Genomic DNA, 25,799 nt, shown 5'->3' on the forward strand with positions numbered 1-25,799 from the left:
CGGTGGATCTTCGCGGGCCCGCGAAGATCCACCGGACAGGGCCTGGTCGACCCCGGACGCGCCGACCGGGACCGGTGCCCGGAGTCACACGGCGACGCGGCCGCCGTCGACGGGCAGGACCGCGCCCTGCACGAAGCTGCTCGTCCCGTCGTCGGCCAGGTACACGATCGCCGCCGCGACCTCGGCGGCGGCCGCCGGCCTTTGGGCGGGCGCCTGGGCGGCCAGGCGCTGCAGGTTCTCCTCCGTCCGGGCGGTGGTCTCGGTCCGCGTGGGACCGACCTGTACGGCGTTCACCCGCACTCCCCGCGGGCCGTATTCCGCCGCCCACGCCTTCGTCAGCAGGTTCACCGCCGCCTTGCTCGACCCGTACAGCGCCATGCCCGGGAAGCCGACCGCCGCCGCGGTCGTGCTCACGTTGACGATCGCTCCGCCGCCCCGGTCGGCCATCCCCGGGGCGAGCTCGGCCACCAGGTAGAACGGGGCCTTGACGTTGAGCGCGTACACCGTGTCGTAGAGGCGTTCCTCCGTCTCCTCCGTCGGCCCGAAGGGGTAGATGCCCGCGTTGTTGACCAGGATGTCGACCCGGCCGCCGCCCCGCCCCAGGGCGTCCCGCGCGAAGCGTCGCACCGACTCGGCGTCGCGCAGATCCGCGCCCACGAAGTCGGCGCTCCCGCCGCGTTTCTCGATCCCCCCGACAACGGCCTCGCCGCGGCCCGCGTCACGGCCGGCGACCAGCGTATGCGCGCCACGCTCGGCCAGCGCCTCCGCCACGGCCGCGCCGATGCCACTGGTGGCCCCGGTCACGAGCGCGACCTTCCCCTGCATGGGTGCGGACGTCATAGCCGGATCCCTCCGCGACGGGCCAAGGGCGTTGCACACGCCCCGGCGGGCGCACACCGGCCGGGTCAGGCGGGGCCCCGGACGGCGCTCTGGTCCGTGCGGCCTTCTCCGCGGGCGGCACGCCCACGATGGCCGCACTTCCACAGCAGCACCCGCGACCGGGGACCGCAACCGGTGCGGGCCAGGGCAGGGCGGGCGGCTCTAGCGGGATTTCGCGGGGCAGCCGTCGACATGGTCGTCGACGACTCCCACCGCCTGCAGATAGGCGTAGACGATCGTGGTGCCGACGAAGGTGAAACCGCGGCGTTTGAGGTCCTTGGCGATGCGGTCGGACAGGTCGGTGCTGCCCGGCAGCGGATCGCCGGGGGCCGGGTGGTTCACGACGGAGGTGCCTTTCACCCAGTCCCACAGATAGGTGTCGAAGGAGCCGAAGGCTTCCTGGACGTCGAGGAAGGCGCGGGCGTTCTTCACCGTCGACGCGATCTTCAGTCGGTTGCGGATGATGCCGTCGTTCGCGAGCAGGTCCTCCAGCCGTGACCGGCCGTAGGAGGCGATGACCTCGGGGTCGAATCCGTCGAGGGCGCGGCGGTAGTTCTCGCGCTTGGTCAGCACGGTCGACCAGGACAGCCCCGCCTGGGCCCCTTCCAGGAGCAGCATTTCGAACAAGTGCCGGTCGTCGTGCGCGGGACGGCCCCACTCCGTGTCGTGGTAGGCCGCCATGGCGTCAGAGCTCAGCGCCCACGCGCAGCGGCGGTCGGTCATGTGCCGGTTCCGGGGAACATCTGGCCGGCTTCCGGCAGATGCCAGGAGTGGGGTGCGATCAGGTCGCTGATGGCCGGTTCGGGGCCCCATGAGCCGGGGGCGTACGGCTGGACCGGCGGTGGGTTCTCGAGGAGGGGCGTGGACGCCCGCCAGATGTGTTCGATGCCGTCGGACCGGGTGAACAGCGACTGGTCGCCCAGCATGGCGTCCAGAATCAGGCGTTCGTAGCCTTCGAGTCCGTTCTCCTCGCAGAAGGAGCCGGCGTAGCCGAAGGTCATCGTCGCCGGTTCGAGCCGCATGGCGGGGCCGGGCTCCTTGGCGAGGAAGGCGGTGGCGATCCAGCCGGGGTCCCCGAAGTCGATCACGATCTTGTTGCCGCGGTCCTGCCGCTGATCGGCGGGATCGGTGGCGAACATCCGCAGGGGCGGCTCGCGCAGGCCGAGGGTGATCGCCTGGCGGCCCTGTGCCAGGCTCTTGCCGGAGCGCAGGTAGAACGGGACTCCGGCCCACCGCCAGTTGTCCACCTCCATCCGCAGCGCGGTGAACGTCTCGGTCGACGAATCGGGGGCGACCCCCGGTTCGTCGAGGTAGCCCTCGTACTGGCCGCGCACGACATGCGCGGGTTCGATGGGGCGCAACGCCTCGAAGACCTTGTCCTTCTCGTCGCGCAACGGCTGGGCGGCGAGCGAGACCGGTGGGTCCATCGCCACGATGCCGAGCACCTGGATCAGATGCGTGACGATCATGTCGCGGAAGGCCCCCGTGCCTTCGTAGAAGTGGGCACGGCCTTCGAGCCCGAGCGTCTCGGGCACGTCGATCTGCACATGGCTGATGTGGTCCCGGTTCCAGATGGGTTCGAACATCCCGTTGGCGAAGCGGAGGGCGAGGATGTTGTCCACCGACTCCTTGCCGAGGAAATGATCGATGCGGAAGACCTGGGATTCGTCGAACACGGTGTGGATCGTCTCGTTGAGCGCCTGTGCCGACGCGAGATCGGTCCCGAAGGGCTTCTCCACGATCACCTTCGCGTCCTTCGCCAGGTCCGTGTCGCCGAGCATGCCGATGACGGACGCGAACGCCGAGGGCGGAATGGCCAGGTGGAACAGTCTGCGTGACGGCCCGCCGAGGGAGTCCTCGGCCGCCCGTACGGCCGCGAGCAGCGGGCCCGGGTCCTGGGGGTCGGCCGCGCCGAAGGACAGCGACTCCTCGAAGGTCTTCCACACCGGCCCGGTCGGCTTGGACCGCCCGAAGGTGGCGACCGCGTCATGCGCGTGGGTGCGGAACTCGTCGTCGCTCATGGCCGAGCGAGCCGGTGTCGAGCCCACGATGCGGTAGCCGTCGGGGAGGAGGCCCGCCGTGGCGAGGTGGAACAGCCCGGGCAGGAGTTTGCGCTTGGCGAGGTCCCCCGTGGCGCCGAAGAGCACGATCACATGGTCGTCCGGCCCGCTCATCGCCCGCTCCGCTTCTCGGCGTGTCCGCCGAACTCACTGCGCATGGCGGACAGGACCCGGTCGGCGAACTCGCCGAGGCCCCGGGAGGCGAACCGGTCGGTGAGCGCCGTGGTGATCACAGCGGCGGGTACGCCCTCGTCGATCGCGGCCCGTGCCGTCCAGCGTCCTTCACCGGAGTCCGAGACGCGCCCGGTGAACTCCTCCAGCTTCGGTGACCGGGCGAGTGCGTCCGCGGTGAGGTCGACGAGCCAGGAGCCCACGACCGAGCCGCGGCGCCACACTTCGGCCACCTCGCCGACGTCGATCTCGTACTGGTACGCCTCCGGCTCGCGCAGCGGGGTGGTCTCCGCGTCCGCGGAGCGCTTGCGGAGCCCGGCGTCCGCGTGCTCGATGATGCTGAGCCCCTCGGCGATCGCGGCCATCATTCCGTACTCGACCCCGTTGTGGACCATCTTCACGAAGTGGCCGGCCCCGCTCGGACCGCAGTGCAGATAGCCTTCCGGCGCCGTGCCGTCGGTGCGCCTGCTCGGTGTCGGCTCGGCGGAGCCCCTGCCGGGCGCGATGGTGCGGAATATGGGGTCGAGCCGGGTGACGGGCTCCTGCTCGCCACCGATCATGAGGCAGTAGCCGCGTTCGAGTCCCCAGACACCGCCCGACGTTCCGCAGTCCAGATAGTGCAGCCGGTGCGGAGCGAGCTGTGCCGCGCGGGTGATGTCGTCGCGGTAGTAGGAGTTGCCACCGTCGATGACCGCGTCGTCCGGGTCGAGGAGGTCGGTGAGCTGATCGAGGGTGGACTGTACGACGGCGGCGGGCAGCATCAGCCAGACCGCCCGTGGCCGCTCCAGCTTCGCCACCAGGTCGCCGAGCGAGTGGGCGGCGACGGCGCCCTCGCCCTCCAGCTCCCTCACCGCGCTCTCGTTGACGTCATAGACCACACAGTGGTGGCCGTCGCGCGTCAGCCGGCGTACGAGGTTCGCACCCATCCGGCCGAGCCCGATCATGCCGAGCTGCATGGGGGTGTCGGTAGCCATGTGCTCTCCTGTCACGTCATGGCCCGCTCAGCCCGGAGCCACCAGCTCGCGCGCCACCTGCGCGACGCGCTCGGGGGTGAATCCGAACTTCGTGAGCAGTTGTTTGAGGGGTGCGGAGGCGCCGAAGGTGTGCATGCCGACGATGGCCCCATCGGGGCCGACATACCGGTCCCAGCCGAAGGTGGAGCCCTCTTCCACCGCGACCCTTCGGGTCACCGCGGGTGGCAGCACCTGGTCGCGGTATTCCCGCGGCTGACGGTCGAACAGCTCCCAGCACGGCATGCTCACCACCCGGGAGGCGATGCCCCCGGCGGTGAGCTCCTCGTGCGCGGCCAGGGCCAGCGCCACCTCGGAGCCGGTGGCGAGCAGGATCACCTCGGGCTCGCCCCGGTCCGCGTCCGCGTCCGCGTCCGCCAGCACATAGGCACCCCACGCGACACCGCCGGCCGCCGCGAGCCGATCGCGGTCCAGGGTGGGCAGGGGCTGGCGGGAGAGGACCAGCGCGGCCGGCTCCCGGCGGAGGGCGGCCACCACCCGCCAGGTCTCCACGACCTCGTTCGCGTCGGCGGGGCGGAAGACCAGCAGCCCGGGCGTCGCGCGCAGACCCGCGAGCTGCTCGACGGGCTGGTGGGTGGGACCGTCCTCGCCGACCCCGATGGAGTCGTGGGTGAAGATGTGCACGGTGGGGATCTCCATCAGCGCGGAGAGGCGGATGGCCGCCTTGGCGTAGTCGGAGAAGATCAGGAACCCGGACCAGTACGGGCGGAGCTTCGTCAGCGCCATTCCGTTGGTGACGGCGGCGGCCGCGTGCTCCCGGACGCCGAAGTGCAGATTGCGCCCGGACCAGGCTCCGGGCTGGAAGTCGCCCGCTCCGCCGAAGGTCAGCCGGGTCTTGGTCGACGGCGTGAGATCGGCGGAACCGCCGAGGATCCAGGGCACCGCCTTGGCCACGGCGTTCAGCACCTGGCCGGACGAGTCGCGGGTGGCCAGGCCCTTGGGATCGGCCGGGAAGGTGGGCAGCGCGGTCTCCCAGCCGTCCGGGAGCTCACGGCGCTGGATGCGCTCCAACTCGTCGGCGAAATCGGGGTACGCACCGCGGTAGGCGTCGAACATCTTCTCCCAGCGGGTGCGCAGTTCGGCGCCCCGGGCGCCGATGCCCCGTGCGAACCAGTCGGGCACACCGTCGGGTACGTGGAAATCGGCGTCCGGCGGAATGCCGAGGACGCGCTTGGTGGCTCTGACCCCCTCCGGCCCGAACGGCGCTCCGTGTGCCTTCGGCGAGTCCTCGACCGGCGAGCCGTAGCCGATGTGGCTGTGGACGAGGACCAGGGTCGGACGGGCGGCCTCGGCCCGGAAGGTGTGGAAGGCGCGGCTGATCAGGTCCAGGTCGTTGGCGTCGGCGACGGTGGTCACGTTCCAGCCGTAGGCCAGGAAGCGGGCGGCGACGTCCTCGGTGAAGGTGATGTCGGTGTGGCCCTCGATGGTGACCCGGTTGGAGTCGTAGATCCAGCACAGGTTGGACAGCCGCAGGTGTCCGGCCAGCGACGCCGCCTCGGAGGCGACGCCCTCCATCATGCAGCCGTCCCCGGCGAGCGCGTACACATCGAAGTCGAAGAGCGGGAAGTCCGGGCGGTTGAACCGCGCCGCCAGCCACCGGCCGGCGATCGCCATGCCCACTGAGGTGGCGACTCCCTGGCCGAGCGGGCCGGTGGTCGTCTCGACACCGCTCGTCCACCGGTACTCGGGGTGGCCTGGGCAGCGCGAGTCGAGCTGCCGGAAGGACTTGAGATCGTCGAGGGTCACCGCCGGACGGCCCAGCACCTCGTACTCGGGATCGACCGTACGGACACCGGTCAGGTAGAGCAGCGACCAGAGCAGGGCGGAGGCGTGGCCCTCGGAGAGCACGAAGCGGTCGCGGTTCGGCCAGATCGGATCGGCGGGGTCGAAGCGCAGAAACCGCTGCCACAGCGTGTACGCGACGGGCGCCATCCCCATCGGCGTTCCGGGGTGCCCCGAATTCGCCTTCTGCACCGCGTCCATGCACAGTCCGCGGATCGTGTTCACCGACAGCGTGTCCAGGTCGGTCATGGCTACGCCGCCCTCCGTGCGCTCGATGGATGTCTGCGCCTCGATGGATGTCCGCGCGCTCGATGGATGTCCGCGCTGGTGCACTGCGTCCACGGCCTGGCCATAAGGGCCGGAGCCGAGCGGCGGCCGTGCGATGGGGCGGGTCGATGAGGACGGGACCGCCGTGCCGGACACGATGGCGCGGCGTTCGGCCGAGTGTGGGCCATCTCGCTTGCCCACCTCCACCAGCCTAGGCTCGCCCGTATCCACCCTCAACTTCGGCCGCCGGGCCTCCGGTGTGTCCGCCGGCGTGCCCGGTGTCAGATGTCGGATCGGACGATGGTCGCGAGGGCGTCGTTGAAGGCCTCGGTGGAGGTGGGGTGGGTGTAGACGGCGTTGCGGAGCTCGGCCGCCCTGATGCCGTGCCGCATGGCGAGCGCGACGGTGTTGATCATTTCCTGGGCGTCCACGCTGAGCAGGGCGGCGCCCAGGATCTCGTCGGTCTCGGCGTCGAGCACGAACTTCATCATCCCGCGGGTGTCCTCGACGATGTACGCACGCGGCATGGCCACGATCTCGGCGACCGGCTGACTCGCGATCCTCACCTGGTGCCCCGCGGCCCGGGCCTGCTTCTCGGTGAGCCCGACGGAGGCCAGGGGCGGGGTGATGAAGACGGTGTGCGGGATGGCGACCCGGTCGTCGGTGGAGCGCTTGCCCTCGCCGAGGAGCTGGTCGAGGACGATACGGCTGTCGTCGAGGGAGACATAGGTGAACTCCGGGCCGCCGTTGACGTCTCCGAGGGCGAAGATATGCGGCTGGCTGGTTCGCAGGTGTTCATCGACCTCGACCGCCCCGCGCTCGGTGGTGCGCACACCGGCGGCTTCCAGCCCCAGATCGCCGATGACCGGTGCGCGGCCGGTGGCGGCCAGGACCGCGTCGGCCTCCACAGTGTGCTGTCGGCCGTCCTTTTCGTAGACGACGGTCGCCGAGCTTTCGCCGTCCCGGACTTCCGTGGTGTGCGCACCGGTCACGATCTCGATGCCCTCGTCCACCAGGATGCCCTCGGCGACGGCGGCAACGTCGTCGTCCACCGGGCCGAAGACCTTCGGGGCCGCCTCGACCACGGTGACCTGGGATCCGAACCGCCGGTAGATGGAGGCGAATTCCATGCCGAGATAGCCTCCGCCGATGATCGTCAGCCGTTCCGGGAGGATGGTCGTGTCGATCAGGTCGGTGCTGGTCACGGTGTACTGGCTGGACCGCAGGCCGGGATGTCGAGGACGATCGGCTCCGATCCGGTGTTGATCAGGATCGTCTCGGCGGTGATCGTCATGGTCCGTCGGCGCATTCGACCCGCACGGTGTGCGGATCGGTGAAGGCAGCGGTTCCGGTGAGCACCGTGACGGTGTCCATGCCGTCCAGCGCCTCGTAGTTCTCGTCGCGGAACAACTTGGTCAGTGCCTGTACCTCGGCGACGGAGCGCTCGTACCACTCCTGTGGCGCGTCCTCCGGGCGGCGCTTGCGGGAGTGGTGGAATCGGTTCGGGGGCGCTCCCTCCGTCATGTCAACCGCACCACCAACACCGCGGTGCCGCAACTGGCCGCCCCCGGCGCCATCGCGCACCCTGGAGGCAGGCGGAGCCGGAGGAGAATGCCATGGCCGGACCGATTGCGGCGCTCTTCGACATCGACGAAACGCTGGTGCACACCGGAGGCTCGGGAAAGCGGAGTTGGGCCTGGGCGTTCGACCGGTTGCACGGTGTGGCCGCCGACATCGGGGACCACACCTCGGCCGGGGAGACGGATCCGCAGGTCGGCCGGAAGACCTTCCGGGCCGTGCTCGGCCGCGAGCCCAGTCACGATGAGATGGCCCGCCTCTACGCCGCGTATCTGTGGCATCTGTCGGAGGACATCCGGGCGTCGGAGGGGTATCGCGTCCTGGACGGGGTCGAGGACACCCTGCGGCGGATCACGGACGCGGGGATCATCCTCGGGCTGATCTCCGGCGCGATGGAGGGTGCGGCCAGGCTCAAGATGGAACCGGGCCGACTGGGCCGCTACTTCGTCTTCGGCGCCTACGGCTCGGACTCCCCGGACCGGGCGGAGATCACCCGCCTGGCGATGGCCAAGGCCGCCCGGCTGCACGGACACGAGCTGGCCCGCTCCGATGTCTACGTGGTCGGGGACACCCCGCGCGACATCGAGGCCGCGCGCGCGGCGAACGCGACCGCGGTCGGGGTCGCCAGCGGCCACTACACCGCCGAGGAGCTGCGGGCCGCCGGGGCCGACCACGTACTCACCTCGCTGACCGAACCGTTCCCGCACATCTGAGCCGGGAACGAGCGGGCCGAAACCGCCGCCCCCCTGTCCCCGGCCCCCCGGCCCCCGGCCCCCGGTTCAGCCCGCCGACTCGGGCGCGGCTTCCTTGCCCTGGTCGTAGGCGGCCCGCGCCTCCAGCACCTCGTTCATATGACGCATCGACCAGTCCGTCAGCGCCAGCAGCGGCCCGCGCAGGGTCACGCCCAGTTCGGTGAGCTCGTACTCGACCCGGGGCGGGATCTCCGGATGCACGGTCCGACGGACCAGACCGTCCCGCTCCAGGGCGCGCAGCGTCTGCGTGAGCATCTTCTCGCTCACCCCGTCCAGCCTTCTGCGCAGCGCCGTGTACCGCTTGGCGCCGGAATTCGCCAGTTCGCCGAGGACGAGCACCGTCCATTTGTCGCCGATGCGGTCGAGAACGTCGCGGGACGGACAGCCTCCGGCGTACGGGTCCCCGTCGGTGCGCGGTGCCTTCGCCATGCCCGTGTTCTCCTCAGCCTCGTTCACTGGCCTCGTCCCGCTCCTCCGACACGTCAGCCTACCCCACACTCTCTTTTGGAGAGTAGCCCAACCAAAAAGTGGTCACTTCCCCACGGGGAGTCTCTCGGATGTACTTCTGACAGGGCGCTCCTCGATCGAGCCCTCTCGGAACTACGTACCAGGAGTAGAGACATGTCCATCGCCGTTACCGGAGCCACCGGCCAGCTCGGCCGACTCGTCGTGGAGGACCTGCTGCGCCGCGGAGTGGCGCCGCACGACATCATCGCCACCGGGCGGGACACCGGTCGGCTGGCCGACCTGGCCGGGCGGGGCGTCCAGGTGCGGCGGGCCGACTTCGCCGACTCCGCGGGCCTCACCGAGGCGTTCAAGGGTGTGCGGAAGGTCCTGCTCGTGTCGACGACCACCGTCGGCGAGCGGTTCGACAACCACACCCGTGCCATCGACGCGGCCAAGCGGGCCGGTGCCGAACTGATCGCCTACACCAGCACCCTCAACGCGCACTCCGCGAACATGATCCTGGCCGACGCCCACGCCAAGACCGAGCGGTATCTGCGCGACAGCGGTGTGCCCTGGGTCGTGCTGCGCAACGGCTGGTACCTGGACAACTACACGTCCCAGGTGCCGCTCTACCTGCGGACCGGAGCCGTGGCCGGCAGTGCCGGTACCGGCCGGGTCAGCGCCGCCTCGCGACGCGACTACGCGGAGGCCGCGGCCGCCGTCCTGACCTCCGAAGGCCACGCCGGCTCCGTGTACGAACTGGGCGGGGACACCGCCTTCACCCTCGCGGAGCTGGCCGCCGCGCTGTCCACCGCCTCGGGCCAGGGGGTCGTCTACAACGACCTCCCCGTCGAGCAGTACCGGAGTGCGCTGCTCGGCGCCGGGCTGCCCGCCGAAATGGCCGAGGTCCTCTCCGACTCGGACCTCGGGCTGGGGCGCGGCGAACTCTTCACCGCCTCCTCGGACCTGCGCCGCCTGATCGGCCGGCCCACGACCACGCTGGCCGACGCACTCACCGAGGCCCTCGGCTCCTGACGTACCGGCGGCGACGCGCCGCAAACGGTCTCGTGATGGCCGGCACGCCGCACCACGTCACGCACGGGGTCTCGCGGGTGCTCCGCCGACGTCGCTCCGGGCGGTCCGCTCGGTGTGGAGACACGGGTCATGACGATGATTTGATCGGTCTCCTCGGACGGACTCGTTCGGACGCCGCGAGACAGGGGTGAGCATGGCAGGCAGGGACGGGCGAGTGCCCATGGCCGACGGCGACGCGGCCATACGGCGGTGGCCGCGGCGCACGGGCGGCGAGCGCCCGCCTGCCGGGGAGGCGCCGTGAAGCTGTCCACCCGCATCGCCCTCGCCGTGGGTGTGAGTGTGCCCCTGCTGGTGCTGGCCTCCGGCTGGCTGCTGCTGCATCTGGTCACCGATGACCTGCGGGCGCGCCAGGACTCCCAGTTGCGCGCCAGCGCGACGGTCCTCGCCAAGAACGCCAAGGCGTACCTGGAGGTGGCCGGGACCGATCGCCCGGTCATGGAGCAGGCCCGGCAGCGGCGGCTGGTCAACTCCGCGCGGGACGTGGGCGTCCGGCTGACCGTCCCCGGGGCCCCCGGGGGCACGATCACGGCAGGCCCGCAGCCCGATCCGTTCCCCTCGCTGCCCCGCAGTGCGCCGAAGCCGGTCGCCGTGACCTCGGGCGACACGGACTGGCTGGCCCTGTCGCTGCGGGTCGGTGCCGCGAAGAAGGGCGACACACCGCCGAATCTGTGGCTGTTCTCGCCGGACACCGCCGAGGAGGAGCTGGCGCTGGTGCGCCGGCGGGTCGTGCTCGGGGCGCTGCTGGCCGCGCCCCTGTCCGGGGCCACCACCTGGGTCATCGCCACCCGGGCGGTCCTGCCGCTGCGGCGGCTGCAGCGGCGTACCAGTGGCATGGACCCCAGGACCAGCGCCACGCGCCTGGAGCACACCCCGACCCGGATCGCCGAGGTCGACGACCTGGCGTACACGGTGCGGACGGTGCTCGCCCGCTACGACGAGCAGGTCGAACGCACCGGGGAGGCGCTGGCCACCGCCCGCGCGTTCGCCGCCACCGCGTCCCACGAGCTGCGCACCCCGCTGATGAGCATGCGCACCAACATCGACATCCTCACCGACCACCCCGGCCTGGATCCCGGCGACCGGGCGGAGGTGCTCGAGGACCTGGGGCGCGAACACGCCCGGCTGCTCGGGTTGCTCGTGATGCTCAGGGCACTCGCGCAGGGCGACCTGGTCGAGGCGGACGCGTTCGCGTCGCTGGACCTGGCGGAGCTGGTGGACGCGTCGGTCTCCGACCTGCGGCGCACCCACGCGGGCGCCGAGGTGTCCGTGCGCACCACCACCGGGCTGCTGGTGCACGGCTGGGAGGAGGGGCTGCGCTCGGCGGTGGACAACCTGCTGACCAACGCCTGGACCCACGGCCGCGCCGCCGACGGTACCGCCCGCATCGAGGTCACCCTGCGCCCGTCCCGCGACCCGCGGGAACCGGCCGCGGTGCTCACCGTGGACGACCACGGCCCCGGCATCCCTCCCGAGCGCCGCGAGGAGATCTTCCAGCGGTTCCTGCGGGGCCCGGACAGCCCTGGCTCCGGCCTCGGCCTGACCCTGGTCGCCCAGCAGATCGACCTGCACCGCGGCCGGATCGCCGTGCTGGACCGGCCCGACGGACGCCCCGGCACACGCTTCGAGGTGCGGCTGCCGGCCACCGACGTCCGGGACGTGGAGAGCACCCTGCTGCTCCTGCGCCGGGACTGGCTGACCGGCCGCCACCAGCCGGCACCGTCCTCCGAAACCCCGGTGTGAGCCGGGACGGTGACTGGTCGCGCGGCATGCGGGCCGCGTGCCCTGGAGGCGACGTTCTGGCTGATGCGGCGGGTGGCGCGGGCGCGGGAGCGTATTCTGCCGGGCGTGTCCAAGGTGACGATCGCGGACGTGGCACGGGCGGCGGAGGTGTCGACCGCGACGGTGTCCAACGTGCTCAACGGCACGGGCCGGGTCTCGGAGCCGACGCGGGCCCGGGTGCAGGCGGTGGCCGGTGCGCTGGGCTACGGCCCGGCGGGTGGTGGCGCGCGCACCCTGGGGCTCGCGGTGACCGCCCATGGTGAGAGTGCGTGGGACTTCGCGAGTGTGCCGTACTTCGCCCGGGCCATCAGCGCGGCCACCATCGCCGCCCATCGGCACGGCTACGCGCTGATGGCGATGCCCTCCGGGCCCGCCGGGCACATGTGGCGCACCCTGCCGGCCGCCGGGGTGGTGCTGGTGGACAGTCCGCCCGGCGACCCCGTGGTGCGGCTGCTGCGCGCCCGCGGTCTGCCGTTGGTGTTCGACGGCCGTCCCGGCGAGCTGCGGGCGCGGGAGACCTGGGTCGACACCGACCACGAGGCCATGACCCGCGGTGTTCTGGAGCACCTGGCCGGGCAGGGCTCGGAGCGGATCGCGCTGATCGCCGGGCCCACCCAGGAGTACTACACGCGGGCGAGCGTGACGGCCTACCGGCGGTGGTGCGCGCGCACCGGTGTGCGGCCGCGCATGGTCCCGTTCGCCGAGGACGGTTCCGAGGGGCCGCGGCTGGACGCCCTGTTGACCGGGGACGGCAGGCCGGACGCGGTGTTCGGCCTGTATGACCCCTGCGGCCGTCAGGTCCTGGAGGCGGCCGCGCGGTGCCGTCTTTCGGTGCCGGACGACCTGATGGTGGTGTGCAGCAGCGAGGATCCGGCGTACGGGCACACCGCCCCGCCCGTGTCGACGGTGTCGCTGGCCCCGGAGCAGGCCGGTGCGACGGCCGTCGACGCACTGGTGAGCCTGGTGGAGAACCCGCCGCACACGCCGCCGCCCGTGGTGATCGAGACCCGTCTGGAGGTCCGGTCCTCCTCGATGCGCCGGCCCGGCCGGGACGCGTCATGACGGATGCGCCGGGCCACGCAGGTCAGCCATCCGTTGCCGGGATGTCGAGGGCGGCGAGGAAGGCGGTCGCCGCCGGTGTGCGGCTGAAGCGGCTCCAGATGACGTACTCGACGCGGGCCGGGGCGTCGGCGACCTCGATGGTGACGACACCGGAGAGATGGGGCACGTAGGCGGAGGGCAGCATGGCCACGCCGAGGCCCGGCCGGACGAGCCGGGCGATGAAGTCCGCGCTGGTCACCTCGAAGCCGACGGTACGCCCGAGCCCGGCGGCCTCGAAGGCCAGGTCGGACTGGGCACGTCCGGCCGTTCCGGCCGGAAGGTCCACGAACACCTCGGAGGAGAGCCTGCGCAGGTCGACCTCCGCTTCCCCGGCGAGTGGATGGTCCGGCGCGACCACGGCGACGAGCCGGTCCCGCGCGAGTTCGTGGGCGGCGACGCCTTGGGGTCGCGCCGTCGTGGGCAGCCCGAGGAAGGCCACGTCGATGGCTCCTTCCTTGACCTGTTCGACGAGGTCGTCGCTGGCGGCCACCCGCAGGCTGATGCGCACCTGTGGGTAGCGCTCGCGGAAATCGCGCAGCGCGCCCGGGATATCGACCGCGGTGACGGTGGAGATCACGCCCACGGCCAGCCGTCCCCGCACCTCTCCGACGGCCGCGGCGACCTCGGCGGCCGCGCGCTCGGCGGCGTCCAGACACTGCCGAGCGGCCGGGAGGAACGCCTCACCGGCCGGTGTCAGCCGCACCCGGCGGCTGGTGCGCTCGAAGAGCCGCGCACCCAGTTCCCGCTCCAGGCGGGCGACTTGGTGGCTGAGGGCGGACTGGACGACCAGACATCGTTCGGCGGCCCGGGTGAAGCTGTTCGTCTCGGCGACGGCGACGACGTACCGCATCTGCTGAAGCTCCATGGATCCATCGTGAATGACGATGGATGAGGTGAAAAACATGTGTTGGACTCATTGATTGCCGCTCGATGAGACTGCGAGTCATGACACGTCACATCACACGGGCGGTCTCCGGGGGAGCCGGCGGCATCCGCCACGGACATCTGCCACGCACCGCCCTGACGGCGCTCGCGCCCTCGGTGTGGGGCACGACCTATGTCGTCACCACCGAGCTTCTCCCCCACGGCCACCCACTGTTCGCGGGACTCCTGCGCGCCTTGCCCGCCGGGCTGATCGCGCTGGCGATCACCCGCACCCTGCCGCGCGGAGCCTGGTGGGGCAAGGCGGCGGCGCTCGGGGTGCTGAACATCGGGCTGTTCCTCCCGCTGCTGTTCATCGCGGCCCAGCGCCTGCCGGGCGGCGTCGCCGCGACCCTGGCGGCATCCCAGCCGCTCGTCGTCGCCGTCCTGGCCGTCACCGTGCTCCATGAGCGGCTGTCCGCCCGGCGCCTGGTGTGGGCCGTGGCGGGCGTCGTCGGCGTCGGCCTGGTGGTGATCGGACCGGACGCGGCACTCGACACCGTGGGAGTCGTGGCGGGCCTGGCCGGCGCGGTCACGATGGCGCTCGGCGTGACGCTCACCAAGCGCTGGGGGCGCCCCGCCGACGTCGGTCCCACCACGTTCGCCGGCTGGCAACTCACCGCGGGAGGTCTGTTCCTGCTGCCCCTCGCCTTCCTCGTCGAGGGATCGCCTCCCGCGATCGACGCGGGTGCCGCCCTCGGCTACCTCTGGCTGGGGCTGGTCGGCGGTCTGATCACCTACGCCCTGTGGTTCCAGGGCATCAGCACCCTGCCCGTCTCCGCCGTCGCGGTTCTCGCCCTGCTCTCGCCGCTGGTCGCCGCCGTGCTCGGTGCCGCACTGCTCGGCCAGACACTCGGCCCGATCCAGCTCGTGGGCTTCGCGCTCTCACTCGCCGCGATCGTCGCGGGACAGCTTCCGCCCCGCACCCGTTCGCACGACTCCGTCTCCACCCCCACCCCGGAAGGGACACGTCAATGAAGATCGCCGTCGTCGGAGCCGCGGGCATGGTCGGCTCGCGCGTCGTCACCGAAGCCACGCGCCGGGGCCATGAGCTCGTCGCGGTGTTCCGCAGAAGGCCGCCCGCCGTCCTGCCGCCCGGGGCGACCGCCGTCGAGGGCGACGCGAACGACCCCGGCCGGATGAGCCGGCTGTTCGCCGGAACCGACGCGATCGTGGCCGCGACCCGCCCCGCCCCCGGCCACGAACACACCGCCGTCGCGACCACGACGGCGCTGCTCACCGCGGCCGCGACAGCCCGGGCCCGGATACTCGTCGTCGGTGGCGCCGCACCCCTGCGGGTCCCGGGATACCCCGACCGGCTCGTGGTCGACAGTCCGGACCACGTGCCACCGGCGTTCCGCGCCATCGCCGCCGCCAGCGCCGCGCAGTTGGGCGCCTGCCGAGCGCACCCGGCCGACTGGGTCTATCTCAGCCCGCCGGCCGTCCTGGAACCCGGGGCGCGCACCGGAACCTACCGACGCGGCACCACGACCCTCATCACCGGCGCCGACGGCGCGTCCCATATCTCGGCCGAGGACCTCGCCGTGGCCGTCCTCGACGAGCTCGAGAATCCGGGCGAGGACGAACACTTCACCGTCGGCTATTAGGCCCGTCTTCAAAGGGGCCGCTGCTCCCGGCGCCTGGCACGGCCCTCACCGCGTTGTCGGAGTCGCCCGAGTGCCCCCGGTACGAGAACGCCCCTCCGCCACGCGGGCGTCCGCACCAGACACCGCCCGCGGCCGGGTGCCCTTGGAAGACGGCCCCCGGGCGCGGCGAGCTAAGCGCTCCGCTGGAAGTGTCCCGATGCGTCGTCGGCCGACTGCGGCGCCATCGTGGCTGGTCGCGCAGTTCCCCGCGCCCCTTCGGGGCGCTGCCCGAACCGTAGCGGACTTCCTCTGACCTGCTTAGTGGGCCCGGCGAGGCGGGGCGGTATGCCAGGTGGACAGGCGGTCAGCCCTGGCAGCCGCAGGCGGCATGGCGGCCGTGCACGGAGGCGAGGGATGCGGGCCGGGCCGCGAACGCGGTGGCGGACGCCGGGGCGCCCGGCTGATCCGCGTCCCAGATGCGCCTGCCGCCCGCCAGTGTCAGACGCACCTTCGTGCCGGTGATGTCCTTGACCGGCACCCGGGTCACATCCCGGTCGAGCACGATCACATCGGCGGCCCGGCCCGGGGTGAGCACACCGGTCTCGCGGTCGATACGGAGCTGATGGGCCGAGCCCGCCGTGTGCATGCGCAGGCTGGTGGCGCGGCTGATGCCCTCCCGCTCCGGGTACAGCGCGCCGTCGTCGCCGTTCCGGTCGATGGCGGTGCGGATCTGGTTGAAGGAGTCGAGCGGGTCCACCGGCCAGTCCGACCCCCCGGCCAGCAGCGCGCCGTGCCGCTCCAGGCTGCGCGCCGGATACATCAGCTTGTGGCGGTCCGGGCCGATGTAGGGCAGGAGGGCGTCCACCGTCCACACATCGCGCATCGCCCACTGCAACTGCATGCAGGCGACGACGCCCAGCGGTGCGAAGCGCCGGTAGTCGTCCGGGTGGACCAGCTGCAGATGGGCGATGGTGTGCCGGTTGCCACGGCGCCCGTTGGCCCGTATCGCCGCCTCGTAGCCGTCCAGCGCGGTGCGCACCGCGCGGTCACCGATGGCGTGCGCGTGCAACTGCCAGCCGGCCCGGTCCAGTACGGCCGCCAGACGTCCGTACTCGGTGGAGGTGACGTACAAGTCGCCGCGGTTGTCGGTGGGCTTGCCGTGGCCGTCGAGGTACGGCTCCAGCAGCGCGGCGGACTGCGCGGGGTGCTCGATCACCCCGTCGAGGAACACCTTCGCGGTCCCGAAGCACAGCCCGGGCACCTCCGCGTACTTGGCGCGCTGCTCCTCGACGTAGGCCAGCGCGGCCTTCGGGTCGCGGATGAGGTCGAGGTCCAGGCGCAGCGCCGGGATGACCCGCTGGAGCAGCCGGTCCGAGTCGGCCAGGTCGGCGTAGCTGCCGAGTCCTTCGGTCTCGGTGGCCGCGTCCATGTACGTGGTGATGCCGCTGGACGCCGCCAGGCGGAGGGCCTTCGCCTCGGCGGCGAGCAGCTTGTCCCGGGCGGGCGGCGGAATCACCCCCTCGACGATGTCCTGCGCGGTGTCCTTCAGCAATCCGGACGGCGCTCCGGCCGAGTCGTGGACGATGCGGCCCCCGGCCGGGTCCGGGGTGCTCGACGTGATCTTCGCCAGCTCCAGGGCGCGCTGGTTGACCCAGGTGTTGTGGGCGTCCGAGCCCCTGAGCGCGATCGGCCGGCGGGTCGGCAGCGCGTCCAGGATGCGGTGGTGGGTCTCGGTCCCGGCGGGCAGGCCCACCGGGTTCCAGTCCTCCACCACCAGCCAGCCGTCCGGCTCCTGGTCCTTGCTCGCGTTCAGGAACTCGGTGAGCTTCGCCTGGAGTGCGGCGACGGTGAACGACTCATTGCCCAGGGACGGGTTGAGGGTGCGCGACCCGGCCTCCAGGCAGTGTGCGTGCGCGTCGATGATCCCCGCCATGACGGTGCCACCGCGGGCGTCGACGAAGTCGGTGTCCCTCCCGGCCAGCCGGCGCACCAGGGCCGCCGGGCCGACCGCGAGGATCTTCCCGTCCCTCCCCACGGCGATGGCCTCCTGCTGCGGCACATGCGGCAGACCGGTGAGCACCCGTCCACCGTGGATGATCGTCGCGGCCGAGCGGCGGGATCCCGACGCGCCACGGGATCCGGACGAGGGGCGGCCGGAGGCCGCGAACGCGTCGGAGGCGCCCAGGCCGAGGGCACCCGCGACACCCGCTGCGCCCACGGCCGACAGAAGACGACGGCGCGCCAGGTCAAAGCCCATGCTCACTCCCTGAGTGTGATGAGGTAATGACGCGTCAGCCTTCGTGATTAAGCACATAAGCACCAGCCGTCCGGCACTGCGGATATGGCCCGTGTACGGGGGTATCGACAACGAATTCCGTCGTTGCCTGCCCGGCCGGACACACGGTTATGGCTGTTTCAGGACCAGGCGATCTCGCCATGGCGGGAGACGAAGCGTCCGGTGCCGGCGCCGGGCCCCTCGGTGGCGAGGGCGACGATCGCGTCCGTGCCCTCGGTGACGGTCTGCGGGCCGCTGTGCCCGTTGAGGTCGGTCGCGGTGTATCCGGGGTCGGCGGCGTTGACGCGAACGCCCTCGAGCCCCTTGGCGTACTGCGTGGTCAGCATCGTCAGCGCCGCCTTGGACGCGGTGTACAGCGGCACGACGACACGCGACTCGGGCCGGGCGGGGTCGTGGGTGAAGGCGAGGGAGCCCATACCGCTGCTGACGTTGACGATCGCGGGGTCGTCCGAACGGCGCAGCAGCGGCAGGAACGCGGTGGTGGTGCGGATGACGCCGATGACATTGACGTCGAGGACGGCGCGCGCGTCGGCGGCGGTCAGGTCGCCGGGGTCGCCGCCGGGGCCGTGGACACCGGCGTTGTTGATCAGGACGTCGATCCTTCCCTCGTGTGCGGCGACGTTCGCGGCCGCGGCGGCCACGGACGCGTCGTCGGTCACATCGATCGGGACGTGACGCGCGCCGAGCGCGGCGGCGGCCTCCTCGCCCCGCTCGCGGTCGCGGGATCCGACGAGCACGGTATGGCCGCACTCGATCAGACGGCGGGCGGTCTCACGGCCGAGACCCTTGTTGGCTCCGGTGATGAAGGTGATCGTCATGCCTTCGATCCTGGCCCCGGCGCAGGAGGCGGACCAGGGAGACTTCGACGGTAGGAAGACCAGTACCACCCTCGTGCCGACCCGTACGACCGGGGATGAAGGAGGATGGTGAGCATGCCGAGGACCCCCGGAACCGGACTGGGCGCGATGATCCGCACCTGGCGGGACCGGCTGCCTCCGTCGGCCGCCGGGCTGCCGGTGGCCCGCGGGCGCCGGGCGGCCGGGCTGCGGCGCGAGGAACTGGCCGATCTGGCCGGGGTGTCGGTCGACTACATCGTGCGCCTGGAGCAGGGGCGGGCCACCACACCCTCGGTGTCGGTGGTGGCGTCCTTGGCGCGCGCCCTGCAGTTGTCCACCGCCGAGCGGGATCATCTGTACCGGCTGGCCCAGCTCGCCCCGCCGGAGGACGGCGCGATCTCCGACCACCTTCCGCCCGGTGTGCAGCGGGTGCTCGCCCGGCTCGGGGACGCGCCGGTCGCCGTCTTCGCGGCGGACTGGCAACTGATCTGGTGGAACCACGGGTGGGCCGCCCTCCTGGGCGACCCCTCCGCCTCGCCGCCGAAGCTGCGCAACTTCGCGCGCGACAGGTTCCCGGTGGACGCCGATCCCGCCCACCTCGCACGGTGGCCGGTGACCGAGGCGGACCGCGCCGCCACCGACGCCGCCGTCGTCTCCGATCTGCGCCGCGCCACCGGCCGCTTCCCCCGGGACGGCCGCTTGGCCGCGCTGATCCGCGAGCTGAACGCGGGCAACCGGAGGTTCGCCGAGCTATGGGCGACCGGAGAGGTGGCCGCGCACCGCGAGGACCACAAGACGATCGACCACCCGTCGGTGGGCCCGGTCACGGTGGACTGCGACACCCTCACCGACGGCGACTCCGAACTCAAGATCGTCATCATGACCGCCATGCCCGGCAGCGAGGACGAGACCAAGCTCCGCCTCACCACCATCGCCGGCCCACCGGCCACCACGCACGGCTGACCGGCCCAGGCGCCGATCGGCACGACTGATCCGGCCCAGGCGCCGATCGGCCGACCGCCGGTGCGGCTACCGGAGTTGGCGCTCCCAGTCGGCCCGCGTGAGTTCGTACTCGACTTCGCCGTGCTCGGAGCCCTCGATCGGCTCCGGCCAGTCCCCGGTGAAGTTCCGGAGGAACGACAGGCCCGCCTTCTCCATCACCCGCCGCGAGCGGGTGTTCACCGCCATCGTGTCCGCGGTGACCCGCTCCACCCCGAGGTCCGTGAAGCCCTTGTGGATCAGGGCCCGCGCTCCCTCCGCGGCGTAACCCCTGCCCCAGGCGGCCTTGTTCAGGCGGTAGCCGAGTTCCACCACGGCGGGGCTGTGGTCGTCCAGGGGGCGGAACTCGAACCAGCCCAGGAAGGTTCCGGTGGCCTTCTCCTCGGCGGCCCAGTAGCCGCGGGTGCCGAAGCACGGATGGTCGTGGAGAAGGCGCGGCAGGATCTGGGCGCGGACCGTCTCGCGACTCGTCGGCTTGCCGCCGGAGAGGAAGCGCATGACCTCGGGGTCACTGTCCAGCGCGAAGAGGTGGTCGGCGTCGGCCTCGGTGAACGGGCGCAGCACGAGCCGTTCGGTCTCCAGGAAGACATGCATGCCGCGATCCTCACCACCGGCGGCCGGACCCGCCACCGGATATTCGTGGCAGGCCGTCCGCTCCCTTGCCGCGGCCACGCGCTCGAGCTTGGTCCAGCCGGTCCAGCCCCGCTGCTTCAGCAGCTCGATCAGCCGGCGGGCCGATGGCACGGTGTCGAAGGCGAGGGTGTCCATCACCTTGGCGAGCGGTGGCCCGATGTCGGCATCGTCGATGTAGTCCTCGCCCCGCTCCTTCGCCATCTGCGTGAGGCAGGCGGCCAGTTGGTCGGCCAGCTCGACCAGCCGCGGGTCGTCGTCGGTGCGGTCGAGTGCCCGGCCCAGGGTGAGATAGAAGGCGAGGAAACGGGGGTCGGCGATCTGCTCCCGCTTGCGTGCCATCCACTCCGGGACCCGCTCGGGTGCGTGCGCGGCCAGCGGGATCCAGCCGTCGCGTTCGACCCGGACGATCCGCTCGTCGACCCCGAGCGCCCGCAGCCTGTCGAGGAACTCGACCACCTCCCGGGGCAGCGCCAGACTGTCCCCGGCGGCGAGGCGGGCGATGCGCTCGCGGTGCCGCTGCCGCTCCCCGATCTCGGCCCGCAGCCGCTTGTCGATGTCCGCGACCGCAGCGGCGAACTCCGCCCCGTCGGCCCGTAGCAGGTCTCGTACGCGCGCCAGGGGTACCCCGGCCTCGGCGAGGGTGCGGATCCTGATCAGCTCGACGACGGCGTCGGCGCCGTACCGCCGATAGCCGGAGTGGTCCCGGTCCGGCTCCGGCAGCAGCCCCTTGGCGTGATAGTGCCGCACCGCGCGCACCGTCACTCCGGCGTACGAGGCCAGCTCGCCGATGGTCAGCATCGCGTCAGTCTCCTCGGACTCGCTCGCGACGTCACCCCGTGAGGCCAGGGTGTGCGCTTCGGACGATCTCCGCGATGTCGGGGGCGTGGGTGAAGGCCAGGCGGTGGTCGGCGTCGAGCCAGGACGTGGAGATGTGCGGGCGCTCGCGGACGAGGCGGTCGATACCGGCACGCCAGAGCCGGTTGTGCCGCGGCGCACGCCCCTCAGTGCCGTCGCCGGCGATCGACCTCGACATGATCATGTGGATGGGGCAGTCGATCCTCCGGTACCGGTCGAGGATCGCGGACCGCACCACATCCATCTCGAGCTGCAGGCTGAGGACATCCTGGGCGGTGAGCGACACCTGCCGCGCGGTGCCCATGGCCCGCTCGATCTCCCGCCGCGTCTCCGGATCCTCCGCCATGGCACGGAACTCCGGCAGGTCGGCGTCGGTGATGAACGGTTCGGGCAGCGGGTTCGCCCCGTCGATGAGGACGAGCCCGGCCACGGCGTCAGGACGCTCGGCCGCATAGTGCACGGCCAGGTCCGCGCCCAGCGAGTAGCCCACGAGCACGGGCGGCGAGGGCAGGCCGCGGCGTTCCAGGTACGCCAGCACGGCGAAGAGATCGCTCAGGAACGCGTCGAAGGAATACCGGTCGGCGGCCGAGGCGAGGCCATGGCCCCTGAGGTCGAAGGTCACCACATCGTGGTCGCGGCGCAGCAGCCCGGTCAGCTCCCGCAGATCGGCCTGGGTGGAGTTGAGGCCGGGACACAGCACAAGTGGCCGTCCCCGGCCGCCGCGGGACACCGGGATGGTGACGCCCTCGTGGTGGACCGTGCGGTGGCGCGTCGTCGTCATGCCGCCCATGCTGCGGGGTTGTCCCTGCGTCAGGGTCAACCGCCGCGGCGAGCTCCCACCGCGCGCTCTATGTGGGGTTCTTCCACAGGTACACCTTGTGGTGCTCGGTGTCGTTGCCCGCGATGAGGCGGCCGTCGCTGCTGAAGGCCACGTCCCGGACCGTGCTCTCCGGCCCCTGCGCGCCGGTCAACAGGATGGCGCGTGGTTTGCGGGTGGCCACGTTCCACAGCAGCAGTCCTCGTCCGGCGGGGGCGGCGAGCGTCTTTCCGTCCGGGCTGAAGGCCAGGTGGTCGACCCTCGCCTGGTAGGAGTCGCCGAGGGCGGCTCGCTGACGGCCGGTCTTCGCATCCCACAGCCGCACCTTGTCGTCGTAGCTGCCGGTGGCGATGGTCCTGCCGTCCGGACTGAACGCCAGGCTCAGGACTCCTTGCGCGGGGGAGATGGTGAGCCGTGGACCGTCCTGGCCGTAGGGTTCCGGATCGCGGTGCGCCACGTCCCACAGCCGCACCGAGTGTTTCGGGGTGACGTTGCTGGCGGAGTCGTCGCTCGCGGAGGCCAATGTCCGGCCGTCCGGGCTGAAGGCCACGCCCGTGACGTCGGCCTCCTGGTCGTAGTAGGCGAGTATCTCGTCCTTGCGGCTGTTGGTGTCCCACAGGTCCACCGAGTTGCCCTGACTGCCGGTAGCGAACAGCTTGCCGTCCGGGCTGAAGGACACGCTCTCGCCGCTGCCGGGACCGTTGAGGAAGCGAACCTGCCGGCGCGCGGCCACGTCCCACATGGTCAGCCAGCCGGTCATATTGGTGGCCGCGAGGAGCTTGCCGTCCGGGCTGAACGCCACACCGCGGCCCCCGAACCCGTCATTCCCGACGCTGTCGCGCTGGGTGAAGGTGGCGCGTGGCTTGCGGTCGGCGACATTCCACAGTCGCACCTTGCCGTCGTCGCTGTTCGTGGCGAGCGTCTTGCCGTCCGGGCTGAACGCCATGCCTTCGGTGTCCCTGGACTGCCCGGTGGGGCCGATGGCGGCCGTGGGCTCGAACGAGCGATAGGGGTAGCTGGGGCCACGGTCGGGGGAAGAGCCGGGAAGGTAGACGGCGATCAGGACGACGGCGAGGACGAGGATCCCGACTCCGCTGAGGAGGACGGGCAGCCCCGGGGCGGGCGTGGTGAGCGGGTCGGGGACCGGCGGGTTCGCCGAGGTGTCCGCACTCGGTGGGGTCGCGGGACCGCCGGGGGCGGCGTCCCGTACCGGATCGTGCGCGGCCGGAGCGGACGGCGGCGGTACGGGGGCGGCGGGCCCGGACCCGCGCGGCGCCAGTGATGTGCGGGTCTCGGCCTCGGGCAAGCCGGGGGCACCAGGGGCGCCGGGCGGGCCGGGTGTCACACGCCCGGGCCCGGACGGGGACACCACGGTGTGTGGGTGGGCGTCGGCGATCCCCGCCGTGGAGCCGTGGCGGCACTGCTCGATGACCTCGGCGGGGGTCGGCCGCCGCTCCGGGTCCTTCTCCAGGCATCGCGCGGCGATGGCCCGGAGCGGCTCGGGGCAGCCGTCGAGGTCGGGGGCCTGTTCCAGGATGCGGTAGACCACGCCGTGGTCGGTACCGCCGCCGAAGGCGAGCCGTCCGGTGGCGGCGAAGTGGGCGACGACTCCGAGGGCGAACACATCACCGGCTTCGGTGACGTTCTGCCCCCTGATGTATTCGGGCGCCATGTAGGCGGGCGTTCCGGTGCGCATTCCGGTGGCGGTCACCGTGGTGACGTCCGCGGCCCGGGCGATACCGAAGTCGATGACCTTGGGGCCCTCGGCGGTGAGGATGATGTTGGAGGGCTTCAGGTCACGGTGGATCACATCGGCGGCGTGGATGGACTGCAGGGCTTCCGCCACCCTGGCGATCAGTCCCAGCGCCGCGTCGGCCGCCAACGGCCCGCTGTCGGCGACCGCGTGCTGCAGGGACGGCCCGGGCACGTAGGCCGTGGCCAGCCAGGGCTCATCGGCCCGCAGATCAGCGTCCGCGACCGGCACGGTGTACAGCCCCTGGACCCGCCGGGCCGCGGCCACTTCCTGCTCGAAGCGCTTGCGGAACGTCGCGTCGCCCGCGTATTCACGGTGGACGACCTTGACCGCCACCGCGCTGCCGGCCGGCGTCCGCCCCAGGTAGACGCGGCCCATTCCGCCCGCGCCCAGAACCGCCTCCAGCCGGTACGGACCGGCCTGGGGAGGATCGGCGTGCCCCAGTGGGCCGTGGGGTGGCGGAGCTATCGGCCACCCCGGTTGTCCCCCCGCATCAACAGGCGGTATCGCCGGTCGACCATGCTCCGATCGGGACATGCTCCCCGTCACCCCGTCTCTCACCGTTCGAGCGAGCGACAGCGTAAACGAACCCACCACCCCGTAACAGCTCTCCCCCTCAAGACGGCAGGAAGGCACTCCGGACTGCCACGTCACATGGGGATTGGCCGCCCGCTGGAGGGTACTCAGGACGCCGGAAAACGACGGACCAGGGAGGGACCACCCAGTGGACGAGACGAACACGGCCGAAAAGAACACGGCCGAGAAGAACACGGCCGAGAAGAACACGGGCGAGAAGAGCGCGGCCGAGAAGAACATCTTCGTCATCGGCCTGGACGAGGCCAACGAACCCATTCTGGAAAGTGGCCCCGGTGCCGGCCGGTACCGGTTCCACCGCCTGCTCACCATCGAGGATCTGCAGAGCGGCGAGGTGTCCGTGGCGGATCTCATCGCCAAGGCGGAGGGTGTGCTGGATGCCTTCGAGGGAAGCATCGACGCCATCGTCGGCTACTGGGACTTTCCGGTGAGCACACTCGTACCGATACTCAGCGAGCGCTACGGCACGCGCAGCACGAGTCTGGAGTCGGTCGTCAAGTGCGAGCACAAGTACTGGAGTCGGCTGGAGCAGCAGAAGGTGATCGACGAGTGCCCACGGTTCGGCCGGGTGGATCTGCATGCGCGGGACCCACAGCCACCGGAGGGTGTCCGCTTCCCGATGTGGCTCAAGCCGGCCCTCGCGTACTCCTCGGAGCTGGCCTTCTCCGTCAAGGACGAGGAGCAGTTCCGTACGGCGGTCGGCGAGATCCGTGCGGGCATCGGCCGCGTCGGCAAGCCCTTCGAGGCCGTACTCGAACGGCTGGACCTCCCCCCGGAGATGGAGGGTGTGGGCGGCCAGGTGTGCCTCGCGGAGGAAGCGCTGAGCGGAGTGCAGGTCGCCGTGGAGGGATACGTCCACGACGGCGAGGTCACCGTCTACGGCGTGCTGGACTCCATCGACTACCCCGACAGCCCGTCTTTCCTGCGCCACCAGTACCCCTCGGCCCTGCCGGAGCCCGTGATCCAGCGGCTGCATGACGTCTCCCGGCGGGTCATGCGGCAGATCGGCATGGACGGGGCGACGTTCAGCATCGAGTACTTCTACGACGCCGGGACGGACGAGATCAATCTCCTGGAGATCAACCCCCGGCACTCCCAGTCGCACGCCGAACTCTTCGCCTACGTCGACGGGGTGTCCAATCACCACTGCATGCTCAGCCTCGCCCTCGGCGAGGACCCCGCCCTGCCGTACCGCGCCGGCCCCTACCGGATGGCCGCCAAGTGGTACTACCGCTGGTTCGCCGACGGCGTGGTCCACGACACCCCCGTGGACGAGGAGATCGAGCGGATCGAGCGCGAGATCCCGGGCGTACGGATCGATGTGGTGCCCGAGGAGGGGCAGCGGCTGTCGCAGATGGACCAGCAGGACAGCTACAGCTTCGAACTCGCCCACATCTTCACCGGCGGGGACAGCGAGGAGGACCTGCGCGAGAAGTACGACCGCTGTGTCGCCGCCCTGAACCGCCTCTTCGACGCCACCGCCCCGGGCGGCCGGCAGGAGGAGAAGCGGAAGAACGAACAGGAGCGGGAGCGGGGCTGAGCCCGGCTGCGACCGCCCACGGACACG

At 71.6% G+C, this 25,799-nt stretch carries 22 protein-coding genes and 1 pseudogene; 8 read left to right on the plus strand and 15 right to left on the minus strand.

The genetic code is table 11. The features are described from left to right. Positions 1 to 84: 84 nt before the first annotated feature. The 7 genes from J8403_RS10375 to J8403_RS43555 all read right to left on the minus strand — a co-directional run bounded on the left by J8403_RS10375 (position 85) and on the right by J8403_RS43555 (position 7,714). The gene (locus tag J8403_RS10375; RefSeq protein WP_246585784.1) at positions 85 to 840 is read right to left on the minus strand and encodes an SDR family NAD(P)-dependent oxidoreductase; all 756 of its coding nucleotides are present in this window, start codon (positions 838 to 840) and stop codon (positions 85 to 87) included. 201 nt (positions 841 to 1,041) lie between these two features. Beyond that, on the minus strand, positions 1,042 to 1,602 hold the full coding sequence (locus tag J8403_RS10380; RefSeq protein WP_211122927.1) for a DNA-3-methyladenine glycosylase I: 561 nt from the start codon (positions 1,600 to 1,602) through the stop codon (positions 1,042 to 1,044). Then, positions 1,599 to 3,053, minus strand: coding sequence for a glucose-6-phosphate dehydrogenase (gene zwf / locus J8403_RS10385; protein ID WP_211122928.1), 1,455 nt, complete (start codon positions 3,051 to 3,053; stop codon positions 1,599 to 1,601). Before zwf ends, J8403_RS10380 begins: the two co-directional genes overlap by 4 nt. After that, on the minus strand, positions 3,050 to 4,084 hold the full coding sequence (gene gnd / locus J8403_RS10390; protein WP_425519770.1) for a phosphogluconate dehydrogenase (NAD(+)-dependent, decarboxylating): 1,035 nt from the start codon (positions 4,082 to 4,084) through the stop codon (positions 3,050 to 3,052). The genes zwf and gnd overlap by 4 nt, the downstream gene beginning before the upstream one ends. Positions 4,085 to 4,111: 27 nt before the next feature. Then, entirely contained in the window at positions 4,112 to 6,172 is a 2,061-nt protein-coding gene (gene tkt, locus J8403_RS10395) for a transketolase (protein WP_211122929.1), read from the minus strand. A 299-nt stretch (positions 6,173 to 6,471) separates the two neighbouring features. Further along, positions 6,472 to 7,395 carry a dihydrolipoyl dehydrogenase family protein gene (locus J8403_RS10400; protein ID WP_246585785.1) on the minus strand — a complete coding sequence of 308 codons (924 nt, stop codon included), beginning with the start codon at positions 7,393 to 7,395 and terminating at the stop codon, positions 6,472 to 6,474. An 85-nt stretch (positions 7,396 to 7,480) separates the two neighbouring features. Beyond that, complete coding sequence (locus J8403_RS43555) at positions 7,481 to 7,714, minus strand: hypothetical protein (RefSeq protein WP_246585786.1); 234 nt, start codon at positions 7,712 to 7,714, stop codon at positions 7,481 to 7,483. Between the two features lie 92 nt (positions 7,715 to 7,806). Between J8403_RS43555 and J8403_RS10405 the strand changes: the two genes are divergently transcribed. Next, entirely contained in the window at positions 7,807 to 8,481 is a 675-nt protein-coding gene (locus J8403_RS10405) for an HAD family hydrolase (protein WP_211122930.1), read from the plus strand. Between the two features lie 66 nt (positions 8,482 to 8,547). On the opposite strand, the gene J8403_RS10410 is transcribed toward J8403_RS10405, so the two are convergent. Next, the gene (locus tag J8403_RS10410; RefSeq protein ID WP_211122931.1) at positions 8,548 to 8,949 is read right to left on the minus strand and encodes a winged helix-turn-helix transcriptional regulator; all 402 of its coding nucleotides are present in this window, start codon (positions 8,947 to 8,949) and stop codon (positions 8,548 to 8,550) included. Between the two features lie 192 nt (positions 8,950 to 9,141). Here J8403_RS10410 and J8403_RS10415 point away from each other — a divergent pair, with 192 nt between their 5' ends. The 3 genes from J8403_RS10415 (at position 9,142) to J8403_RS10425 (ending at position 12,903) form a co-directional block, all read left to right on the plus strand. Next, on the plus strand, positions 9,142 to 10,002 hold the full coding sequence (locus J8403_RS10415; RefSeq protein ID WP_211122932.1) for an SDR family oxidoreductase: 861 nt from the start codon (positions 9,142 to 9,144) through the stop codon (positions 10,000 to 10,002). A gap of 297 nt (positions 10,003 to 10,299) precedes the next feature. Beyond that, a complete protein-coding gene (locus J8403_RS10420; protein ID WP_211122933.1) occupies positions 10,300 to 11,802 on the plus strand; it encodes a sensor histidine kinase in 1,503 nt (500 codons plus the stop codon). Positions 11,803 to 11,907: 105 nt separating this feature from the next. Then, entirely contained in the window at positions 11,908 to 12,903 is a 996-nt protein-coding gene (locus J8403_RS10425) for a LacI family DNA-binding transcriptional regulator (RefSeq protein ID WP_246585787.1), read from the plus strand. A 22-nt stretch (positions 12,904 to 12,925) separates the two neighbouring features. On the opposite strand, the gene J8403_RS10430 is transcribed toward J8403_RS10425, so the two are convergent. Continuing rightward, the gene (locus tag J8403_RS10430) at positions 12,926 to 13,807 is read right to left on the minus strand and encodes a LysR family transcriptional regulator (protein WP_211122934.1); all 882 of its coding nucleotides are present in this window, start codon (positions 13,805 to 13,807) and stop codon (positions 12,926 to 12,928) included. An 80-nt stretch (positions 13,808 to 13,887) separates the two neighbouring features. Here J8403_RS10430 and J8403_RS10435 point away from each other — a divergent pair, with 80 nt between their 5' ends. Both J8403_RS10435 and J8403_RS10440 read left to right on the plus strand, forming a co-directional pair. Further along, a complete protein-coding gene (locus J8403_RS10435; protein WP_211122935.1) occupies positions 13,888 to 14,841 on the plus strand; it encodes an EamA family transporter in 954 nt (317 codons plus the stop codon). Continuing rightward, positions 14,838 to 15,470 (plus strand): NAD(P)-dependent oxidoreductase, encoded by a 633-nt coding sequence (locus tag J8403_RS10440; RefSeq protein ID WP_211122936.1) that lies wholly within the window; start codon positions 14,838 to 14,840, stop codon positions 15,468 to 15,470. Before J8403_RS10435 ends, J8403_RS10440 begins: the two co-directional genes overlap by 4 nt. 343 nt (positions 15,471 to 15,813) lie before the next feature. Here J8403_RS10440 and J8403_RS10445 read toward each other — a convergent pair whose 3' ends face one another. Then, entirely contained in the window at positions 15,814 to 17,706 is a 1,893-nt protein-coding gene (locus tag J8403_RS10445; RefSeq protein WP_211122937.1) for an amidohydrolase, read from the minus strand. Positions 17,707 to 17,864: 158 nt separating this feature from the next. Next, positions 17,865 to 18,563, minus strand: coding sequence for an SDR family NAD(P)-dependent oxidoreductase (locus J8403_RS10450; RefSeq protein WP_211122938.1), 699 nt, complete (start codon positions 18,561 to 18,563; stop codon positions 17,865 to 17,867). Between the two features lie 114 nt (positions 18,564 to 18,677). Between J8403_RS10450 and J8403_RS10455 the strand changes: the two genes are divergently transcribed. Further along, positions 18,678 to 19,544, plus strand: a complete 867-nt coding sequence (locus tag J8403_RS10455; protein ID WP_211122939.1) for a helix-turn-helix transcriptional regulator — start codon at positions 18,678 to 18,680, stop codon at positions 19,542 to 19,544. Positions 19,545 to 19,610: 66 nt separating this feature from the next. Here the strand turns inward: J8403_RS10455 and J8403_RS10460 are convergent, their stop codons facing one another. The 4 genes and pseudogenes from J8403_RS10460 to J8403_RS10475 form a co-directional block, all read right to left on the minus strand. After that, on the minus strand, positions 19,611 to 20,174 hold the full coding sequence (locus J8403_RS10460) for a GNAT family N-acetyltransferase (RefSeq protein WP_211128175.1): 564 nt from the start codon (positions 20,172 to 20,174) through the stop codon (positions 19,611 to 19,613). A 75-nt stretch (positions 20,175 to 20,249) separates the two neighbouring features. Beyond that, positions 20,250 to 21,011 (minus strand): annotated as a pseudogene (locus J8403_RS10465) (MerR family transcriptional regulator); the annotation flags it as partial. Positions 21,012 to 21,042: 31 nt separating this feature from the next. After that, on the minus strand, positions 21,043 to 21,849 hold the full coding sequence (locus J8403_RS10470; RefSeq protein WP_246585788.1) for an alpha/beta fold hydrolase: 807 nt from the start codon (positions 21,847 to 21,849) through the stop codon (positions 21,043 to 21,045). A gap of 67 nt (positions 21,850 to 21,916) precedes the next feature. Further along, on the minus strand, positions 21,917 to 24,175 hold the full coding sequence (locus J8403_RS10475; protein WP_211122941.1) for a WD40 repeat domain-containing serine/threonine protein kinase: 2,259 nt from the start codon (positions 24,173 to 24,175) through the stop codon (positions 21,917 to 21,919). A 277-nt stretch (positions 24,176 to 24,452) separates the two neighbouring features. Here J8403_RS10475 and J8403_RS10480 point away from each other — a divergent pair, with 277 nt between their 5' ends. Next, positions 24,453 to 25,772, plus strand: a complete 1,320-nt coding sequence (locus J8403_RS10480; RefSeq protein WP_211128176.1) for an ATP-grasp domain-containing protein — start codon at positions 24,453 to 24,455, stop codon at positions 25,770 to 25,772. The last annotated feature ends 27 nt before the right edge of the window (positions 25,773 to 25,799 follow it).

This window comes from Streptomyces yatensis, assembly GCF_018069625.1.
GTDB classification, from domain to species: Bacteria; Actinomycetota; Actinomycetes; order Streptomycetales; family Streptomycetaceae; genus Streptomyces; species Streptomyces yatensis.

What these genes read in the sequence shown, in the direction of transcription:
- J8403_RS10430 (WP_211122934.1), bottom strand. Translation starts at nt 13,807, where the DNA reads ATGGAGCTTCAGCAGATGCGGTACGTCGTCGCCGTCGCCGAGACGAAC.
- J8403_RS10435 (WP_211122935.1), top strand. Translation starts at nt 13,888, where the DNA reads ATGACACGTCACATCACACGGGCGGTCTCCGGGGGAGCCGGCGGCATC.
- J8403_RS10460 (WP_211128175.1), bottom strand. Translation starts at nt 20,174, where the DNA reads ATGCATGTCTTCCTGGAGACCGAACGGCTCGTGCTGCGCCCGTTCACC.
- J8403_RS10455 (WP_211122939.1), top strand. Translation starts at nt 18,678, where the DNA reads ATGCCGAGGACCCCCGGAACCGGACTGGGCGCGATGATCCGCACCTGG.
- gnd (WP_425519770.1), bottom strand. Translation starts at nt 4,084, where the DNA reads ATGGCTACCGACACCCCCATGCAGCTCGGCATGATCGGGCTCGGCCGG.
- J8403_RS10470 (WP_246585788.1), bottom strand. Translation starts at nt 21,849, where the DNA reads ATGACGACGACGCGCCACCGCACGGTCCACCACGAGGGCGTCACCATC.
- zwf (WP_211122928.1), bottom strand. Translation starts at nt 3,053, where the DNA reads ATGAGCGGGCCGGACGACCATGTGATCGTGCTCTTCGGCGCCACGGGG.
- J8403_RS43555 (WP_246585786.1), bottom strand. Translation starts at nt 7,714, where the DNA reads ATGACGGAGGGAGCGCCCCCGAACCGATTCCACCACTCCCGCAAGCGC.
- J8403_RS10410 (WP_211122931.1), bottom strand. Translation starts at nt 8,949, where the DNA reads ATGGCGAAGGCACCGCGCACCGACGGGGACCCGTACGCCGGAGGCTGT.
- J8403_RS10405 (WP_211122930.1), top strand. Translation starts at nt 7,807, where the DNA reads ATGGCCGGACCGATTGCGGCGCTCTTCGACATCGACGAAACGCTGGTG.
- J8403_RS10475 (WP_211122941.1), bottom strand. Translation starts at nt 24,175, where the DNA reads ATGTCCCGATCGGAGCATGGTCGACCGGCGATACCGCCTGTTGATGCG.
- J8403_RS10375 (WP_246585784.1), bottom strand. Translation starts at nt 840, where the DNA reads ATGACGTCCGCACCCATGCAGGGGAAGGTCGCGCTCGTGACCGGGGCC.
- J8403_RS10415 (WP_211122932.1), top strand. Translation starts at nt 9,142, where the DNA reads ATGTCCATCGCCGTTACCGGAGCCACCGGCCAGCTCGGCCGACTCGTC.
- tkt (WP_211122929.1), bottom strand. Translation starts at nt 6,172, where the DNA reads ATGACCGACCTGGACACGCTGTCGGTGAACACGATCCGCGGACTGTGC.
- J8403_RS10380 (WP_211122927.1), bottom strand. Translation starts at nt 1,602, where the DNA reads ATGACCGACCGCCGCTGCGCGTGGGCGCTGAGCTCTGACGCCATGGCG.
- J8403_RS10440 (WP_211122936.1), top strand. Translation starts at nt 14,838, where the DNA reads ATGAAGATCGCCGTCGTCGGAGCCGCGGGCATGGTCGGCTCGCGCGTC.
- J8403_RS10445 (WP_211122937.1), bottom strand. Translation starts at nt 17,706, where the DNA reads ATGGGCTTTGACCTGGCGCGCCGTCGTCTTCTGTCGGCCGTGGGCGCA.
- J8403_RS10450 (WP_211122938.1), bottom strand. Translation starts at nt 18,563, where the DNA reads ATGACGATCACCTTCATCACCGGAGCCAACAAGGGTCTCGGCCGTGAG.